General features: G+C 64.8%; 16 protein-coding genes. 5 read left to right on the top strand and 11 right to left on the bottom strand.

The features are described 5' to 3' along the window. The first annotated feature begins 140 nt into the window (after nt 1-140). Nucleotides 141-995: a DUF1499 domain-containing protein gene (locus tag IVB45_RS09560; protein ID WP_007594716.1), complete on the top strand. Its 855-nt coding sequence runs from the start codon at nt 141-143 to the stop codon at nt 993-995. Nucleotides 996-1002: 7 nt separating this feature from the next. Here IVB45_RS09560 and IVB45_RS09555 read toward each other — a convergent pair whose 3' ends face one another. The 4 genes from IVB45_RS09555 to IVB45_RS09540 all read right to left on the bottom strand — a co-directional run bounded on the left by IVB45_RS09555 (nt 1003) and on the right by IVB45_RS09540 (nt 6448). After that, nucleotides 1003-1926, bottom strand: a complete 924-nt coding sequence (locus tag IVB45_RS09555; protein ID WP_247356901.1) for an MBL fold metallo-hydrolase — start codon at nt 1924-1926, stop codon at nt 1003-1005. 167 nt (nt 1927-2093) lie between these two features. Then, nucleotides 2094-3308 (bottom strand): acyl-CoA dehydrogenase, encoded by a 1215-nt coding sequence (locus tag IVB45_RS09550; protein ID WP_007594720.1) that lies wholly within the window; start codon nt 3306-3308, stop codon nt 2094-2096. A gap of 160 nt (nt 3309-3468) precedes the next feature. Continuing rightward, nucleotides 3469-4545: a 3,4-dihydroxy-2-butanone-4-phosphate synthase gene (gene ribB, locus IVB45_RS09545; protein WP_247356904.1), complete on the bottom strand. Its 1077-nt coding sequence runs from the start codon at nt 4543-4545 to the stop codon at nt 3469-3471. A gap of 175 nt (nt 4546-4720) precedes the next feature. Beyond that, entirely contained in the window at nt 4721-6448 is a 1728-nt protein-coding gene (locus tag IVB45_RS09540; RefSeq protein WP_247356906.1) for a cation:proton antiporter, read from the bottom strand. Between the two features lie 67 nt (nt 6449-6515). Between IVB45_RS09540 and IVB45_RS09535 the strand changes: the two genes are divergently transcribed. Both IVB45_RS09535 and IVB45_RS09530 read left to right on the top strand, forming a co-directional pair. Next, a complete protein-coding gene (locus IVB45_RS09535) occupies nt 6516-7043 on the top strand; it encodes a DUF3124 domain-containing protein (RefSeq protein WP_247356912.1) in 528 nt (175 codons plus the stop codon). Between the two features lie 65 nt (nt 7044-7108). Next, nucleotides 7109-8341: a PLP-dependent aminotransferase family protein gene (locus tag IVB45_RS09530; protein ID WP_247356914.1), complete on the top strand. Its 1233-nt coding sequence runs from the start codon at nt 7109-7111 to the stop codon at nt 8339-8341. 4 nt (nt 8342-8345) lie between these two features. On the opposite strand, the gene IVB45_RS09525 is transcribed toward IVB45_RS09530, so the two are convergent. Next, nucleotides 8346-8618 carry a helix-turn-helix domain-containing protein gene (locus IVB45_RS09525; RefSeq protein WP_018456224.1) on the bottom strand — a complete coding sequence of 91 codons (273 nt, stop codon included), beginning with the start codon at nt 8616-8618 and terminating at the stop codon, nt 8346-8348. 158 nt (nt 8619-8776) lie between these two features. Between IVB45_RS09525 and IVB45_RS09520 the strand changes: the two genes are divergently transcribed. Beyond that, a complete protein-coding gene (locus IVB45_RS09520) occupies nt 8777-9229 on the top strand; it encodes a hypothetical protein (RefSeq protein WP_247356916.1) in 453 nt (150 codons plus the stop codon). Between the two features lie 96 nt (nt 9230-9325). Then, on the top strand, nt 9326-9553 hold the full coding sequence (locus IVB45_RS09515) for a hypothetical protein (protein WP_027516531.1): 228 nt from the start codon (nt 9326-9328) through the stop codon (nt 9551-9553). Nucleotides 9554-9622: 69 nt separating this feature from the next. On the opposite strand, the gene IVB45_RS09510 is transcribed toward IVB45_RS09515, so the two are convergent. The 6 genes from IVB45_RS09510 to IVB45_RS09485 all read right to left on the bottom strand — a co-directional run bounded on the left by IVB45_RS09510 (nt 9623) and on the right by IVB45_RS09485 (nt 16665). Beyond that, a complete protein-coding gene (locus IVB45_RS09510) occupies nt 9623-10441 on the bottom strand; it encodes an aldo/keto reductase (protein WP_247356917.1) in 819 nt (272 codons plus the stop codon). A gap of 147 nt (nt 10442-10588) precedes the next feature. Continuing rightward, the gene (locus IVB45_RS09505) at nt 10589-12154 is read right to left on the bottom strand and encodes an alkaline phosphatase D family protein (RefSeq protein ID WP_247356919.1); all 1566 of its coding nucleotides are present in this window, start codon (nt 12152-12154) and stop codon (nt 10589-10591) included. A gap of 119 nt (nt 12155-12273) precedes the next feature. Next, nucleotides 12274-12693, bottom strand: a complete 420-nt coding sequence (locus IVB45_RS09500) for a hypothetical protein (RefSeq protein WP_247356921.1) — start codon at nt 12691-12693, stop codon at nt 12274-12276. Nucleotides 12694-12800: 107 nt separating this feature from the next. Continuing rightward, the gene (locus IVB45_RS09495; RefSeq protein ID WP_247356923.1) at nt 12801-13802 is read right to left on the bottom strand and encodes a nitronate monooxygenase family protein; all 1002 of its coding nucleotides are present in this window, start codon (nt 13800-13802) and stop codon (nt 12801-12803) included. A gap of 92 nt (nt 13803-13894) precedes the next feature. Next, the gene (locus IVB45_RS09490) at nt 13895-15514 is read right to left on the bottom strand and encodes a DHA2 family efflux MFS transporter permease subunit (protein ID WP_247356924.1); all 1620 of its coding nucleotides are present in this window, start codon (nt 15512-15514) and stop codon (nt 13895-13897) included. Beyond that, the gene (locus IVB45_RS09485; protein ID WP_247356925.1) at nt 15511-16665 is read right to left on the bottom strand and encodes an HlyD family secretion protein; all 1155 of its coding nucleotides are present in this window, start codon (nt 16663-16665) and stop codon (nt 15511-15513) included. Before IVB45_RS09485 ends, IVB45_RS09490 begins: the two co-directional genes overlap by 4 nt. Between the last annotated feature and the right edge of the window lie 79 nt (nt 16666-16744).

The raw sequence follows: 16744 nt of genomic DNA, 5'->3' as shown, positions 1-16744 counted from the left end.
TGCCAACGTCATCGACCCCGGAATGACAGGCCGTAACATCCCGGGAACCCTTGAATTTGCCTCGGGGCCGTGGTCTCAACGGCCCATCGTCGTGCCCGATCGGCCGGCATCGCCCTCAAGACCCCGGCAGAGCTCACCCGATGGCCCGCAGGTTTTCCGCTCCCTATCAGTCGGAGCCCGTGTCCAGTCTCGCGAGCTGGGCGCGCAATCTGGCCGTGTTCGCGGTGGTGGCGGTGGTGGTCTCGATCATCATCGTCCGGTTCGGCTTCCTGGAGATGAAGCCGGCACTCGCGACCTTCTTCGGCGGGCTCGGGATTGCGGCGCTCTCGATCCTGTTCGGGCTCGCCGGCTTTGCCGCGATCTGGCAGAACGGCTCGCGCGGCATGGCGCGCATCCTGCTTGCCTTCCTGATCGACGGCGCGATCCTCGCCTATCCCGCCTATCTCGGCCTGCAATACCGCAAGCTGCCGGCGATCCACGACATCACCACCGACCCGATCGACCCGCCGCGCTTCGACGCGCTGGCCCGCCTGCGCACCGGCGATGGTGCCAATACCGCTGTGTATGCCGGCCTCTATTCGGCCGAGCAGCAGCGTCAGTTCTATCCTGATATCGAGCCGATCGAGCTCGAGATTTCAGTCGACCGCGCCTATGCGATCGCGCTTCAGCTGGTCAACAAGCGCAAATGGCTTGTCATCGACGAGCGCGCGCCGCAGCCGCCGCGCCGCATCGGCCGCATCGAGGCGGTGGCGCGCTCGCCGATCATGGGGTTCCGCGAGGACATCGCGATCCGCGTCGTGCCCGACGGCGAGGATTCCCGCGTCGATATCCGCTCCGCCTCGCGCTATTTCGAGAGCGACCTCGGCAGCAACGCCGCGCGGGTGAAGAAATTCATCGACGATCTCAACACCGCCGCCGATGCCGACGCACTCAAGCCGGTGAAGAAGACGCCGGTGGCGCCGCCGAAGGCGCCGGCGAAAACTGTGAAGAAGTGACGGAACGCTAGGCGTTCGCCATCCGATAGGTCCCGCCGATCACGGGATCGCCATCCGTCGCCACCACGCCGCGGGCGACCAGGTCCTCCAGATGCGCCAGCACGGAGTAGCCCGCCGCGGTGGTGAGCCTTGGATCGATGCCGATATAGATCGCCCGGACCATGGTCGGGATATCGGTCTCGCCCTTGGCAAGGCGGTGCAGGATGGAGGCCTCGCGCGCCTTGCGGTGACGGATCAGGAAGCGCACGAAGCGCGGACCGTCCGGAATTTCGGGGCCGTGGCCGGAGAAATACACATCCTCCTCGCGCGCGGCGAGACGATCCAGCGATTCCATGTAATCGATCATCGAGCCGTCGGGCGGCGCCACGATTGAGGTCGACCACCCCATCACGTGATCGCCGACGAAGTTGAATTTCCGCTCGGGCCAGGCAAACGCAAGGTGATTGGCGGTATGGCCAGGTGTCGCCACGGCCTCGAGCCGCCAGCCGTCGCCTTCGACCACGTCGCCATGGGCGATCCTGATATCGGGCGCGAAGTCGCGATCGGCGCCGGATTCCGGGTTGTGCTTCTCGCTCTCGAAACGCGGGCGCGAGGCGCGGTGCGGGCCTTCGGCGTAAACAGCCGCGCCGGTCGCCCGCTTGATCCGCGCGGTGTTCGGCGAATGGTCGCGGTGGGTGTGGGTGACGAAGATATGGCTCACCGTCTCGCCGCTGACAGCATCGAGCAGCGCCGCCGCATGCGCCTCGTCATCCGGACCGGGATCGATGATCGCGACATTGCCTCGGCCCACGATGTAGCTGACCGTGCCGGTGAAAGTGAACGGGCTCGGATTGTTACAGAGCACGCGCCGCACACCGGGGCGGACCTCCTCGACGATGCCGGGCTTCAGCGGAAAGTCGCGGTTGAACGGGACGTCGTCGTTGTCGGACATGGGACTTCCTGTGCACTGCAGCCCCAACCCTCGCCGTCATACCCCGCGAAGGCGGGGTATCCAGTACGCCGTGGCGCCGGTGGCGAAGGCGAGGTCTCTGGGATACTGGATCGTCCGCTTTCGCGGACGATGACAGCTGAGCAAAACGACGGCCACGGAATACGTGCCTAGAAAAACGCCTGAATGCCCGTGATCGCGCGGCCCAGGATCAGGGCGTGGACGTCGTGGGTGCCCTCGTATGTGTTGACGGTCTCGAGGTTATGGACGTGGCGCATCACGTGATACTCGATCGAGATGCCGTTGCCGCCGTGCATGTCGCGCGCGACGCGGGCGATGTCGAGCGCCTTGCCGCAATTGTTGCGCTTCATGATCGAGATCATCTCGGGCGCGAACTTGCCCTCGTCCATCAGGCGGCCGACGCGGAGCGAGCCCTGAAGGCCCAGCGCGATCTCGGTCTGCATGTCCGCGAGCTTCTTCTGCACGAGCTGGGTCGCAGCGAGCGGCTTGCCGAACTGCTTGCGGTCGAGCGTGTACTGGCGGGCGCGGTGCATGCAGTCCTCGGCCGCGCCGAGCACGCCCCAGGAGATGCCGTAGCGGGCGCGGTTGAGGCAGCCGAACGGGCCCTTCAGGCCGGAGACGTTGGGCAGCAGCGCGTCTTCCGGAACCACGACGCCGTCCATCACGACCTCGCCGGTGATGGAGGCGCGAAGCGACAGCTTGCCGCCGATCTTCGGTGCCGACAGGCCCTTCATGCCCTTCTCCAGCACGAAGCCGCGGATCTGGTTGTCGTGCGCGGCCGACTTGGCCCAGACCACGAACACGTCGGCGATCGGCGCGTTCGAGATCCACATCTTGCTGCCGGTCAGGCGATAGCCGTCCGAGACCTTCTCGGCGCGGGTTTTCATGCCGGCTGGATCGGAGCCGGCGTCAGGCTCGGTCAGCCCGAAGCAGCCGACCCACTCGCCGCTGGCGAGCTTCGGCAGGTACTTCTTGCGCTGGTTCTCGTCGCCATAGGCGTAGATCGGATACATCACCAGCGACGACTGTACCGAGTTCATCGAGCGGTAGCCGGAATCGACCCGTTCGATCTCGCGTGCGACCAGACCATAGGCGACATAGCCTGCATTGGCGCAGCCATATTCCTCCGGCAACGTGATGCCGATCAGGCCGAGTTCGCCCATCTCGTTGAAGATCTCGCGATCCGTCTTCTCTTCGAGATAGGCCTTGGCGACGCGCGGCAGCAGCTTGTCCTGGGCGTAGGCGCGCGCGGTGTCGCGCACCATGCGCTCGTCTTCGGTGAGCTGCTCGTCGAGCAGGAACGGATCGTCCCACTGGAAAGAAGCCGAAGCCGGCTTGTCCTTGGCCTGAGGGCGCGCGGTCATGAAACGTCCTTTCGTCTGGTTCCGTCAAAATTTGCCCGACAACGTAAAGCGCCGCGGCAACAAGTGCAATTGCGTTGCAGATGATCGGGTCTGCGTGAATCCCGGGGACCTGCGAGGCGCGCCTCGGGGGATGCGCTTCGCGCACCCCGGGATGACAGCGCTAGCTTTCGAGCAGCTCGTTGGCGACGATCTCGATGCCGAAGCCCGAAAGGCCCTTGTAGTCGTGCACGGAGGAGGTGAGATGCCGGATCGAGGTGACGCCGAGATCGCGCAGGATCTGTGCACCGACGCCGACTTCGCGCCACTGGCGGTTGCGGTCAGCCTCGGTCGAGCTCTCATCGGGCAGCGGCGCCACGGGGACACCGGCAGCACCGTCGCGCAGATAGACCAGAACGCCACGGCCCGATTTCTTGAAGTGCTCGAGCACCGCCGCCATGCGCTTGTGGCCGGTGAAGATGTCCTTGACGATGTTCGGCTTGTGGAAGCGTGTCAGGACGTTCTTGCCGTCGCCGACGCCGTTATAGACGAAGGCGACGTGGGCGATGGAATCGAACGGCGAGCGGTAGGCATAGCCCTGAAGCGGCCCGATCGGGCTTTCGGTGACGAAGGTCGAGACCCGCTCGATCAGCTTCTCGCGCACCTGGCGGTAGGCGATCATGTCGGCGATGGTGACGTGCTTGAGCTTGTGCTGGGCGGCGAAGCGGGCGACCTGCTCGCCCTTCATTACGCTGCCGTCGTCATTCATCAACTCGCTGATGACGCCGACCGGCGGCAGGCCGGAGAGCTTGCACAGATCGACCGCGGCCTCGGTATGACCGGAGCGCAGCAGCACGCCGCCGTCCTTGGCGATCAGCGGGAAGATGTGGCCGGGACGGGCGAAATCGTTGGCACCAGCGTTGGGATTGGACAGCGCGCGGCAGCACGAGGCGCGCTCCTCGGCCGAGATGCCGGTGCCGCCGTCGGGCTTGTAGTCGATCGAGACCGTGAATGCGGTGGTGTGCGCGGAATCGTTGTGGGCCACCATCGGATCGAGCCGCAGGCGGCGCGCATCTTCGGTGGTGATCGGCGCGCAAACGATGCCGGAGGTGTGGCGGATGATGAATGCCATCTTCTCCGCGGTGCAGAACGAGGCGGCGACGATCAGATCGCCCTCGCCCTCGCGGTCATCGTCGTCGGTGACGACCACGAGCTCACCCCGGGCAAAGGCCTGCAAGACTTCCTGGACGTTATCCGGCATTTCCCAATCTCTATCGGTTATGGCCCGGAGGCTTAGCCGGACTTGGGCCGGGGCGCTAGTGTCCCCGGCGCAACCACATATGCCGGACCGCAGCCCTGCCCGACGGGCGGCTTGCACCGGGCAGATCAGGGATATGGGCGAGGAAAAGCCCCGGTGAGAAGCGGGCCTGGCGCGGTCAGGGCAGCACCTCGCGCCGCTCGCCAAGCCGCTGATCGAGTTCGGCACGCTTGTCGGCCAACAGGCCGGCTTGGGCGGCCTCGATCACCGTGAACAACTCGTGGGCGTCGCTGAGCCGGGTCACGGTGACATAGCTGGCGCCAGCCGCGTAGAGTTCGTCCACATCCGACAACAGATCGGCCGTGGCAATGATCATGGCGGTCGGGTTGAGGGTGCGGACGTGGCGGACCAGCTTCTCGTTGCTGGCCCCCTTCAGAAGCGCATCCGGTACGCTGAGGATGATCATCTCGGACTTGCCGACGCCGGCATGGAGCAGCGTGTCGGCGCTGCTGATATCTCCATAGATCACATGCAGGCCGCGCGAAAGCAGCGTCTGGTACACATTGGGGTTGAAGTCGATCACGGTGATCTGCTCGAGCAGCACCGGTGCCTGCCGTTCGATCTCGGCCAGCAGCGCGCTCGCCGCACGGAAAAAGCCGAGGATGACGATGCGGCGCGCCTCGCCATGGCCTTCGTGCCCTTCCTCGCCTTGGCCATTGCCGTGGTCGAGATCGCGTAGGCCGATCCGCTTCAGGGGACCGATCGCCCAGCGGGTGATCTCGTCGCTGCGGGTCATCACGAAGGTCGAGAGCACCGCCAGCACCACGAAGGCGAAGGAGGCCGCATTCGCAGTCTCCGCCGCGATGTGATGGTCGGCGACGCCGGTCTGGATCACCACCAGCGAGAATTCGGAGATCTGCGCGAGATTCAGGGCCGGCAACAGGCTGGCGCGCAGGCCCTGCTTCATCAGATAGAGCGGGGCGAAGGTGGTGACGAGGCGGCTCACCACCGTGAACGCCGCGATCATCAGGGCAAGCCCGATCACGGAGAGGCCGGGCACGGGAATGGTCATGCCGAGCGCGACGAAGAACAGCGTGATGAAGAAATCGCGCAGCGTGGTGACCTTGGCCGTGACGTCGAGCGCGTAGGGAAAGGTCGAGAGCGAGACGCCGGCGATCAGGGCGCCCATCTCGCGCGACAGCGACAGCCGCTCGGCGGTCTCGGCGACCAGGAAACACCAGGCGAGCGCGCCGAGCAGGATCAGCTCGGGGCGGCGGGCGATCTGGTGAAACAGGCGCGGCAGCACGTAGCGGCTCACCAGCAGTGCCGCGGCGACCAGCACCGCGACCCGGCCGATCGAGAGCAGGATGACGCTGATTTCCAGATTGGCGAGGCTCGGCTGCACCGCCAGGAACAGGATCGCGAAGATGTCCTGGAGCACCAGCACGCCGAGGGTGATGCGGCCCGGCAGGGTGTCGAGCTCGCGCTTCTCGTAGAGCACCTTGACGATGATGACGGTGCTCGACAGCGCGCAGGCGACGCAGAGATAAACCGCGTCGAACTGGCCCCCACCGAGCGACAGGCCGATGCCGACGAAGAACAGCGCCCCGAGCAGGCAGCCGCCGAGAAGCTGGCCGCCCGCCGCGAACAGGATGACCTTTCCCGCCCGCACGATCTTCTTCAGGTCGATCTCCAGGCCGATCATGAACAGCATGAAGATCAGGCCGAGTTCGGAGATGACGCTGATCGATTCCTGCGACTTGACCCAGCCGGCGCCAAATGGACCAATGCAGAAGCCGGCGATAAGGTAGGCCAGGATCAGCGGTTGCCTGGAGAAGTGGGCAAGCAAGCCCAGCATCCAGGCAAACAGGATACAGAGAGTGATGTCGCGAATGAGCTCGTGCATGCCAGATTGGTCCGTTTTGCCGCACCCTAGTGATCGAGTGCGGCGCGGCAAGCGAGCAATTCGTCACATGCGGATGGGGCTCGCCATCGCAATGCTGCTATGTCCCCTCGCCTGCTCCGTCCCCGCGGCCGCTCAATCCAAGGTCAATATCGAACAAAGCTTTGCCGATTCCCTCACCGCACTGCCAAAAGAAGAACTCGCCGTCTCCGGCGGGTTCTACGTGCCCGCCTATTCCAGCGTCGCGATGAGCCAGGGCAAGCTGCGCGTCGACTTCTCGGTGACCCTGAGCGTGCACAACGCCTCCGAGACGCAAGCACTGGTGGTCAAACGCATCGCCTATTTCGACACCGCAGGCAAGCAGGTCGAGAGCTATCTGAAGGCACCCGTCGCGGTGAAGCCCCTCGCCACCGTCTCGATCTTCATTCCGACCGACGACGTACGCGGCGGGACCGGAGCCAATTTCCTCGTCGATTGGGCCGCAACAAGCGAGATCGCCGAGCCTGCCGTCGAGGCCTTGATGGTTGGCGGCGTCGCCAATGCGCATTACGCTTTCATCAGCCAGGGCCGTCCGACCCGGACGGTCGGCAAGAAATAAGCAAGAAGCACGACTGACCGGCGCAAAGCCGGCAGCCTGACAAGAATAGAACGAGGAACGCTCCCATGACGTCCAGCTTCGATTTTGCGCCCCTGTTTCCCGCAGGGCTGCCGGCCCCCTCTGCGCGCTGGACGGGCCTTGCCAAATACAGTTTTGTCGGCGGCAATAACGACTCCGAGCAGGTGCCGCTCGATCATCTGATCGAGGCGGCCAACCTGGCTCTGCAACGCGAAGGCCGCTCGCTCGCCACTTACGGGCTGGCACATGGTCCCCAGGGCTATCTGCCCTTGCGCGAATTCCTGGTGACAAAACTCAAGCGCGATGCTGGCATCAACTGCACGGTCGACGACCTCCTGATCGTCTCCGGCTCGCTGCAGGCGCTCGACCTCGTCAACGCCACGCTGCTGACGCGCGGCGATACCGTGATCTTCGAGCAGGATAGCTATCAGGGCTCGCTGACCCGCCTGGCACGGCTCGGGGTCAACGTTGTTGGCATTCCCCTCGATAAGGACGGCATGCGCATGGACGTGCTGGCCACGACGCTGGCCGACCTCAAGGGCCGCGGCATCCGGCCGAAATACATCTACACCATTCCGACCGTGCAGAACCCGACCGGCAGCATCATGCCGGAGGGCCGCCGCACCGAGCTGTTGCGGCTGTCAGCGGACTACGGCGTGCCCATCTTCGAGGACGATTGCTATGCCGATCTGGTCTGGTCAGGACAGCGGCCGCCGGCGATTTATGCGATGAGCCCGAACGGCGGCGTGATCCATATCGGCTCGTTCTCGAAGTCGATCGCGCCCGCGCTGCGCGTCGGCTTCATCGTCGCGCCCTGGGATGTGATGTCGCGGATGCTGGCGCTGAAGACGGACGCCGGCTCCGGCGCACTGGAGCAGATGGTGCTCGCCGCCTATTGCAAGCCGCATTTCTCGACCCACGTGCCGGCGCTGACCAAGGCGCTACGCACCAAGCTCGACACGCTGATGGAAGCCGTCAACGAGCAGTTCGGGACGGCAGCCGAGTTCGAGGAGCCGAAGGGCGGCATCTTCCTGTGGGTGAAGCTGCCCGATCAGGTGGATACGCTAAAGCTGTATCAGGCCGCGCTTGCCGCCGGCGTCTCGATCAATCCGGGGCCGGAATGGTCGACTGACAAGAACCATTCCAGATCGCGACTGAGGCTGTGCTTTGCGAGCCCCTCGCATCAGCAGATTCGCGAGGGCGTCGCCGTGCTGGCCGAAATCTGCCGCAAGGAGTTCGGCGTGCCGCCCCGCAGCGCCAATGTGGAGAAGCGAGCCTGAGCCTTCAGACGATCTGAGGCTGGCTGCCGTGGATCGCGGAGGCCAGCCGCAGCAGCAGCACGATCGAGACGTTGCCCTTGCCGGCCTCGATCTGGGCGATGTAGCGCTCGGAAATCCCGGAGCGGCGGGCCAGCTCCCGGCGCGACAGGACGCAGCGCATGCGTGAGGACTTCAAGCGGTCGCCCAGCTCGGCCAGAAACGCGCTCTCGGAATAAGGCGGCACGGCGCAGCTCCCGGGCAGCACCTCGCCTGCGAAATCCCTGACTTGATTCAGCATCGGTCTATCCAATTTCGACTTCGGGAGCGCCATCCTACCCCGGAAGCGGCCGGCCTCATTGACGCGGATCAAATTCGCGCGCGATTGGTGGTCAGCGTGGACGATTGCTCGCAGGATGCTACACTTCGGAATCATTCGGAGGTGGGGCTTTTCAGAACATGAGGCGTTGTTTGAACCGCTGGATCGCGGCAGCAGTGCTGTGGGTTGCGTTCGAGCCGGCGGCTGGTGCCGAGTCGCTCGCGGCGACCGTTGAGCAATGGGGTCTGCTCGGCTCATGGGCGATCGACTGCGCGGTCCGGCCCGACCGCGACAAGGGCGCGCTCTTGATTTACGAGATCCGCAAGGACGGAAGGGTGATGTACCGGCGCAATTTCGGCGAGACCAAGGACGAAAACGAAGTGGTATCGGCGACGGTCAGCGCCGACGGCATGCTCAATGTGATGGTGTACTTCCCATCGCTGCAGCAGACGCGCGAGTTTGGCCTGCTCCTTTCGAAGCAAGGCAGCTTGCGCGCAATCTACAATCGCAGCGAGCGCGGCGAGTACACGATCAGGGACGGCAAATACGTCGCGACCGGCGCGTCAACACCTCCACAACAGCGCTGCGATTAACCCACCTGAACAGGCGTTCAGAAATCTCCTGCGATTCGTCCGGAACGTTCCCGCGAATGCGCCGTTTAGATTTGCATTCCATTGGAGGAGGACATCATGAAGAAGTTTGGTTATGTGCTTGCCGCTGTCGGCGCGCTCGCGGTTGCACTGCCGACGCTCGCCAGCGCGGAGACGGTGGTGATCAAGCGCGGAGGTCATCATCACGGCATGTATGGCGCCCGCGCCGAATACGGCATGCATCGCGATCACGGCTGGCATCGCGGCTGGCGCCATCGCGACCGCGTCGTCGTGATCAAGCGTGGTCACCGCCATCATTGGGACTAATGCGCAACGCAATATGGAAATGGCCCCTCGCGGGGCCATTTCTTTGCGTGCACGAAACGTTCGGCGAGGTCAGTCCCATGCCGGCGCGAAGCCGGGATTGACGCAGCGCCTGTCCTTCGGCAGCGCGGCGATCTTGTTGCGGTCGGCATCATCGAGGGTGATCTTCAGCGCGTCGAGATTGGCCTGCTGGCTCTCTCGGCGTGCGGCTTTCGGGATCGCGGCAACACCGTCCTGGTCGAGCAGCCATTTCAGCGCGACCTGCGCGGCGGTTGCATTGTGCCTCGCGCCGATCTCGGCCAGCACCGGATCGGAGGCGACGCGCCCCTGGGCCAGCGGGCAATAGGCGACCAGCGGGATCGATTTGGCCTTGAGATAGGCCAGCACCTTCGATTGATCGAGCATGGCGTGGTATTCGATCTGATTGCACGCGATCGGCGCCTTGATGTCCTCGACCGCGATCTTCAGCAGCGCCGTGGTGAAGTTGGCGACGCCGATCGCCCGCGTGCGCCCCTCCTCCTTCAGCTTCATCAGGGTCTCGAACACCGCGCCCCAGTTCGCCGCCTTGGACGGCCAGTGCACGAGATAGAGATCGACATGGTCGAGCCGCAGCTTCTTCAGGCTGGCGTCGAAGGCGCGGCGAATGGCGTCGGGGCTGAGGTTCTCGTGCCAGACTTTCGTCGTGACGTGCAGCTCGCCCCGCGACAGCCGGGCCGCGGCGAGCGCCGCGCCAATCGATTCTTCGTTGCCGTACATCTCGGCGGTATCGATATGGCGATAGCCGATCGATAGGGCGCTCTCGACCGCCGCGCGGCAGGCATCGCCCTGCATGCGGAAGGTCCCGAGGCCGAGCTTGGGCATGCTCATGCCCTGTGTCTTGAGAGTATCCATGAAAAGGCTCCTGATATCGTTCAGCCCGCCGGAGGCCAGCAGCAATGCTGCGTGAGCAGACTCTTTGGGGATGGAAGAGAGGTGGCGGGAATGGACAGCATAGCGCGGCAGGCGCAATGCGGCCAATCAAGATCGGGTTAGCGTCCCTCAGGAATGCTGCGCCACGACGGCTGGACGCGCCTGCGGCTGCGGCTCGATATCGACCGACCAGAGGTCCCGGTTGTCGACGTCCTTCAGCGTCACTGTCATCACGCCGGTCCGGCCATCGATGTCGACCTTGCCGAAGAACTGCAGTCCGAAACAGGGCGCGAGGTTTTCCCCCTGCGCCTCGCTGCACCCGTTCTGGTACATCGCGACCGGACCAAAGGTATCGTCGAGCTCGCCCGGCCCCCAGGTGCCGGCATGCAAGGGCCCCGAGACGAACTCCCAGAACGGTTCGAACTCCTGGAATTGCGCCCTGTTCGGATCGTAATAATGCGCGGCGGTGTAATGCATGTCGGCGGTGAGCCAGACGATGTTGCGGAGTCCGGCGTGCTTGATGGACGCGAGAAGATCGGCGATCTCGTGCTCGCGCCGGTCGGGCGGCCCACTACCCAGCGCGACCGCATCGAGACTGACCAGCCCGATCGGCAGGTCGGCCGCGATCATCTTCCAGGTCGCGCGCGACGCCGCGAGCTCACGCTTCAGCCAGGCGAGCTGTTCTGCGCCCAGGATCCAGCCGCGGTGATCGTCGCCCTTGTTCCAGCTATCGTCGCGATAGCTGCGCATGTCGATCATGAAGACGTCGAGCAGCGGGCCATAGGCGATCTTGCGATAGACCCGCCCCTTTCGCGCGCCGATGTCGCGGATCGGCATGAAGTCGAAGAACGCGCGGCGGGCGCGCGCGACCAGGCGCGGGGTGCCGTCATCCTCATGACCTGCCCCGTCATAACTGCCGGTCGGCGACCAGTCGTTGGTGACCTCGTGGTCATCCCATTGCGCGAGCATCGGCACCTCGGCGTGGAAGGCGCGGAAGTGCTCGTCGAGATGGTTGTATTTGTAGTTGCCGCGGAACTGCGCCAGCGTGTGCGCGACCTCGGATTTCTCCTCGGTCACGACATTGCGCCAGATCTCGCCGTTCGGCAGCTTCTGCTCGGAGGGGATCGTGCAGTCGGCATAGATGTGATCGCCGGAGTGGATGAAGAAGTCGGGGCGATTGCCGAGCATGGTGCGATAGCTGCGGTAGCCGCCGCGCGATGTGTCGATGCCCCAGCCCTGCCCCGCAGTATCACCGGACCACAGGAACGAGATCGACCGGCCGGCAGCCGGCGCAGTGCGGAAATGGCCGATGCGGCTTTCGCCGGCGATGCCGGTCGCGATGTCGTCGAAGCGCACACGATAGAAGATGTCCTGCCCGGGCGGCAGACCGTCCAGCAGCAGTTTCGAGGTGAAGTCGGCATCGGGCGACGCATCGCGCAAAGCCGACGCGATGACGGTCTTGAAGCTTTCCACGGACGAATAATCCACCCGCATCCGCGCCGGCCTGTCGGCGCGCGCCCAGATCACGGCGGAGCCATCCGAGACGTCGCCGGACTGGATGCCGCCTGCGATCTGCGGACGATCCGCGGCGCGGCTGAGATGCGGCGTTGCGAGCGCGGCAACGGCGAGGCTCGAGGTGGAACGGACCAGGAATTGCCGCCGGGTCCAGGCGCGCGAGGCGCGGAGCGCTACCATTCAGGAAACCTTCGTCGACTAGCGACGGAAGGTGCCTGCGTCGTTTGACCCCCGGCTTACGGTTTCTTGACCGCGGGCCTACGGTTTTACGACGTGCGGATGACGGCTCGGAGCTGAACCTAATGCTTCCAGTTGCAGATGCCGCCGCTGCGGCACGGCCAGGTCTGGATACGGGTGTCCATCGCCTGCGCGTCGAGCGGATTGCCGTGGCGATGCGCGAGCTTGGTGCGCGCCGCGCCGCGTGGCTGCGCGGGCTTGGCGTGCGCGACCTTCGGCTCCGACACGCGCACGCGTTCGGCGGCCACCTTCTTCGGCACGTCGACCGGCTCGGCGCGCGCCTGCGCCTCGTTGCCGCCGCGCGCCTCCAGCGCGACCGGCGCGAACTGGGTTTCGGGCCCGAGCCGCTTCGGCGACAACACCGCCTTCGAAAGATCGAGGCCGAGATATTCACTGGGTTTGTAGTCGTCAGCGCGCGCGACGGCGCCCCATGCGAGCACGAGGGCAACAGCCATTGCAAAAGGAGCGCTCTTTGGAATCACGGACGCCTCCTGAAATTGATTGTTAAGAGGTAATTTACCTCTATTTAGGGGGCGTCGCGCGCAATTCCAGCGCTCAACTGCCGCCGTGGTTAAGAAGTTTGGCGGTCTCAGGCGACCTTTCGCGGTGCACCCGTCTCTTCAAGAAACCCCATCAGACGGGTGCGGATGATGGTTTCCGCCTCAGCCATGATCCTGTCGACGAGTTCCTCGCAGGTGGGGATGTCGTGGATAAGGCCCGCGACCATGCCGCAGCTCCAGGCGCCCGCGTCCATCTGCCCGTCCAGCATGATCCTGGGATAGACGCCCGCGACCTGATCGTGGATGTCGTCGATCTTCAGCTTGTCGCCCTTCTCGCGTTCGATCTCGAGCAGGCGGTCGACATTGGCGTTCTTCAGCACGCGCTCGGTGTTGCGCAGGCTGCGCATAATCAGGCGGGTGTCGAGCTCGGTCGCCGCGACCAGCGCATTCTTGACGTTCTGGTGCACCGGCGCTTCCTTGGTGGCGATGAAGCGCGTGCCCATGTTCATGCCGGCCGCCCCCAGCGACAGCGCCGCGACGAGGCTGCGGCCGTCGGCCATGCCGCCGGATGCGACGAACGGAATCTTCAATTCCTCCGCCGCGCGCGGCAGCAGAATCATGTTGGGAATGTCGTCCTCGCCGGGATGGCCGCCGCACTCAAAACCGTCGACGCTGACCGCGTCGCATCCGATGCGCTCGGCCTTCAGCGAGTGGCGCACCGAGGTGCATTTGTGGATGACCTTGATCCCGGCGGCCTTCAGCGCGGGCATGTAGGCTTCCGGGCTGCGGCCGGCGGTCTCCACGGACTTGATGCCGCCTTCGACGATCGCCGCGATGTATTCCGGATAAGGCGGCGCGGCGAAGGTCGGCAGGAAGGTGAGGTTCACGCCGAACGGCTTGTCGGTCATGTCGCGGCAGCGTGCGATCTCTTTTGCCAGCAGCTCCGGCGTCTTCTGCGTGAGACCGGTGTTGATGCCGAGCCCGCCGGCATTGGAGACGGCAGCCGCCAGCTCGGCAAAGCCGACGAAATGCATGCCGCCCTGGATGATGGGGTGCTCGATGCCGAACAGTTCGGTGATCGCGGTCTTCACTTAAATTACCTCCCGGGCTTTTGCTTGACGCTTGAACCAGTCTAGCCGGACTTTTGCGCCGCGGTCACCCCTTCTCTCCGAACGGCCGTTGCTCAATGCCCCCGCGCGGGAGCGCCCAGCTTGATCGGGCGCAGCACCGCGGCGGTCGGGATCATCAGCACCGCGATGATCGCGAGCGTCCAGAACACGTCGATATAAGCGAGCAAATCGACCTGGTGCTGCAAAGTGCGGCCGACCCAGGCGACCGCCTGCGAGGCCGCATCGCTGGCATTCGAGCCCTGAGCCTGGAAGAAGCGGGTCATCGTCTCGATGGTCTGTTGGTAGCCGAGATCCGATGGCGCGGCGTGCTCGATCAAGCGGCTCTGGTGGAATTGCTGGCGCTGCGCCAGAATTGTCTGCGCCAGCGCGACGCCCATGGAGCCGCCGATATTGCGGGCGACGTTGATCAGCGCCGAGGCCTGGTTGGTCTTGTCGGGCGGCACGCCGTCATAGGATGCGGTCGTGACTGGCAGGAACAGGAAAGGTAGACCGAGGGCGAGAAAGATGCGCGACATCGCGGCGTAGCCATAGGTGATGTCGCCGGTGAGACCCGTGAGATGCCACATCGAGAACGCGACGATGGTAGCACCGAACATGATGAGGTATTTCGGCTGCACGCTGCTGACGAGACGCCCCACCACCGGCATCAGCACCAAGGTCGCGATTCCGCCCGGTGACAGTGCGAGACCGGCCAGCATGGCGGTGTAGTTCAAATCGCTCTGGAGCAGTTGCGGCAAAAGCTGCGTCGTCGAGATCAGCACCGCGCCGGTCGCAAGCATGACCAGGAAGCAGGCGGCGAACTGGCGGCGGCCGAGCAGGCGGAGATCGACGATGGGATCCTCGCGCGTCAGCTCCCACGGGATCAGCGCAAGAAGCGAAATGGCTGAAAGCATCGCGAAGAACACGATCATGTTCGAGCCGAACCAGTCGCTGCGCTGGCCTTCGTCGAGCACGTATTCGAGCGAGCCGAGCCCGATCGCGACCAGCAGGAAGCCGACATAGTCAACCCGCAGGCCCTTGCTCAGCAGCTTCTCCCTCTCCTCCTCCGCACTCGAGGGCTCCTTGACCAGTGTGCCGACCAGGAACAGCGACAGCAATCCCATGGGAACGTTGATCAGGAACACCCAGTGCCAGGTGTAGGTGTCGGTGATCCAGCCACCGAGCGTCGGACCGACCACGGGCGCGACCACGACCGCGACGCCGTAGATCGCGAAGGCCTGGCCGCGCTTGTGCGGCGGGAAGGAGTCGGCGAGGATCGCCTGCTCGCTGGTCGCCATGCCGCCGCCGCCAAGGCCCTGAAGGATGCGGAACAGCACCAGCGCCTGCAAATTCCAGGCGAAGCCGCACAAAAGCGAGGAGACCGTGAAGATCGCAACGCAGATCATGTAGAAGCGCTTGCGACCGATCACGGTCGACAGCCAGCCCGAGATCGACAGCACGATGGCGTTGGCGACGAGATAGCTGGTGATGACGTAGGTGCTCTCGTCGATGCCGACGGCGAGCCCACCGGCGATGTGGCGCAAGGCAACGTTGGCGATGGTGGTGTCGAGCACCTCCATGAAGGTCGCGATCGAGACGACGAATGCGATGAGGTAGGGATTATGACCGCCCGCCGCCGAGCGCTCGGGCGACCAGCCGCCCGCGGACGCGCCGCCCTGCGCCGTGTCGGTCATCGCACCCTGGTCCAGGGTACGACCGACATGCCGGGACCAACGGGCAAATCGGCCGGCCAGCTGTCGACCACGATCTTCACCGGCACGCGCTGTACCACCTTGACGTAATTGCCGGTGGCGTTCTCTGCCGGCAGCAGGCTGAACGCGGTGCCGGAGCCCGGCTGCACGGACTCGATATGGCCGGTGAGCTTGTGCCCGGGATAGGCGTCGATGCGGATCTCGACCGGCTGGCCCGGCCGCATGTCGCTGAGCTGCGTCTCCTTGTAGTTGGCGACGATCCAGACCTCGTCGGGCACGAACATCATCAGGCTCTGGCCCGCGTTGACGAAGGTGCCCTTGGCGCCGCTGAGTTTGACGACGCGGCCGGACTGCGCCGCAACGACACTGGTGTATTGCAGGTTCAGCTTGGCCTGATCGAGCTGCGCCTGCGACTGCTCGAGCTGCGCCCGGGCGCCCTCGAGCTGCGCCTGCAGCGTCTTGATGCCGACCTGCGCGGCCGTCACAGCGGTCTTCGCGCGTTCAGTGTTGGCCTGCTGCGCCTGAAGATCGGAGCGGGTCTGCTGCTGGCGCTGCACGGTGCCGGCGCCCTTCTCGACCAGATCCTGGGCGCGCGCGAATTCTTCCTGCGAGAACTGAAGCTGGGCCTGGGCCTGTTCGAGCTGCGCCTCCGCCTGCTTGATCTGCTCCTGCTGCGAGACGATCTGCGCCTCGACATTGGCGATGTTCGCCCTGGCGACCGCGACCTGCGCATTGGCCTGATCGATGGCGATGCGATAGTCGCGCTCGTCGATCTTGGCGAGAAGGTCCCCGGCGTTGACATGCTGGTTGTCCGTGACCGGGATGTCGGTCACGTAGCCGCCGACCTTGGAGGCCACGGAAAAGCTGCGCGCGGCGACGAAGGCATCGTCGGTGGATTCATAGTGGCGTATCTGAAGCCAATAGAGCAATCCGCCGATCAGCGCCGCGAACAAGACGATCGCGCCAACGCTTGCCACCAACCAATGCTCGCGAATCCGGTCTCGCAGCGACGGCGCCTGCGCCGGCTTCGCGTCCTGGGCGTCGGGGGCCTGATCAGGAGATGTCTTCGGAGCTTGCTTCGCCCTCTGCGGCTGCTCCGCGGACGGTCCACGCTCCCGTGTTTGAGCATCCACGGTGAACACCTTTCTCGGGGATCAAACTGGCGGCAGAGCCGCCAAAGCCGACACACGCGCCGCGAGCCCAACTGCAACT

This window comes from Bradyrhizobium sp. 4 (assembly GCF_023100905.1).
Classification (GTDB): Bacteria; Pseudomonadota; Alphaproteobacteria; order Rhizobiales; family Xanthobacteraceae; genus Bradyrhizobium.
Note: the sequence above shows the minus strand (reverse complement) of the source record. Positions and strands in the feature narration are given on the sequence as shown.

What these genes read in the sequence shown, in the direction of transcription:
- IVB45_RS09560 (WP_007594716.1), top strand. Translation starts at nt 141, where the DNA reads ATGGCCCGCAGGTTTTCCGCTCCCTATCAGTCGGAGCCCGTGTCCAGT.
- IVB45_RS09555 (WP_247356901.1), bottom strand. Translation starts at nt 1,926, where the DNA reads ATGTCCGACAACGACGACGTCCCGTTCAACCGCGACTTTCCGCTGAAG.
- IVB45_RS09550 (WP_007594720.1), bottom strand. Translation starts at nt 3,308, where the DNA reads ATGACCGCGCGCCCTCAGGCCAAGGACAAGCCGGCTTCGGCTTCTTTC.
- ribB (WP_247356904.1), bottom strand. Translation starts at nt 4,545, where the DNA reads ATGCCGGATAACGTCCAGGAAGTCTTGCAGGCCTTTGCCCGGGGTGAG.
- IVB45_RS09540 (WP_247356906.1), bottom strand. Translation starts at nt 6,448, where the DNA reads ATGCACGAGCTCATTCGCGACATCACTCTCTGTATCCTGTTTGCCTGG.
- IVB45_RS09535 (WP_247356912.1), top strand. Translation starts at nt 6,516, where the DNA reads ATGCGGATGGGGCTCGCCATCGCAATGCTGCTATGTCCCCTCGCCTGC.
- IVB45_RS09530 (WP_247356914.1), top strand. Translation starts at nt 7,109, where the DNA reads ATGACGTCCAGCTTCGATTTTGCGCCCCTGTTTCCCGCAGGGCTGCCG.
- IVB45_RS09525 (WP_018456224.1), bottom strand. Translation starts at nt 8,618, where the DNA reads ATGCTGAATCAAGTCAGGGATTTCGCAGGCGAGGTGCTGCCCGGGAGC.
- IVB45_RS09520 (WP_247356916.1), top strand. Translation starts at nt 8,777, where the DNA reads ATGAGGCGTTGTTTGAACCGCTGGATCGCGGCAGCAGTGCTGTGGGTT.
- IVB45_RS09515 (WP_027516531.1), top strand. Translation starts at nt 9,326, where the DNA reads ATGAAGAAGTTTGGTTATGTGCTTGCCGCTGTCGGCGCGCTCGCGGTT.
- IVB45_RS09510 (WP_247356917.1), bottom strand. Translation starts at nt 10,441, where the DNA reads ATGGATACTCTCAAGACACAGGGCATGAGCATGCCCAAGCTCGGCCTC.
- IVB45_RS09505 (WP_247356919.1), bottom strand. Translation starts at nt 12,154, where the DNA reads ATGGTAGCGCTCCGCGCCTCGCGCGCCTGGACCCGGCGGCAATTCCTG.
- IVB45_RS09490 (WP_247356924.1), bottom strand. Translation starts at nt 15,514, where the DNA reads ATGACCGACACGGCGCAGGGCGGCGCGTCCGCGGGCGGCTGGTCGCCC.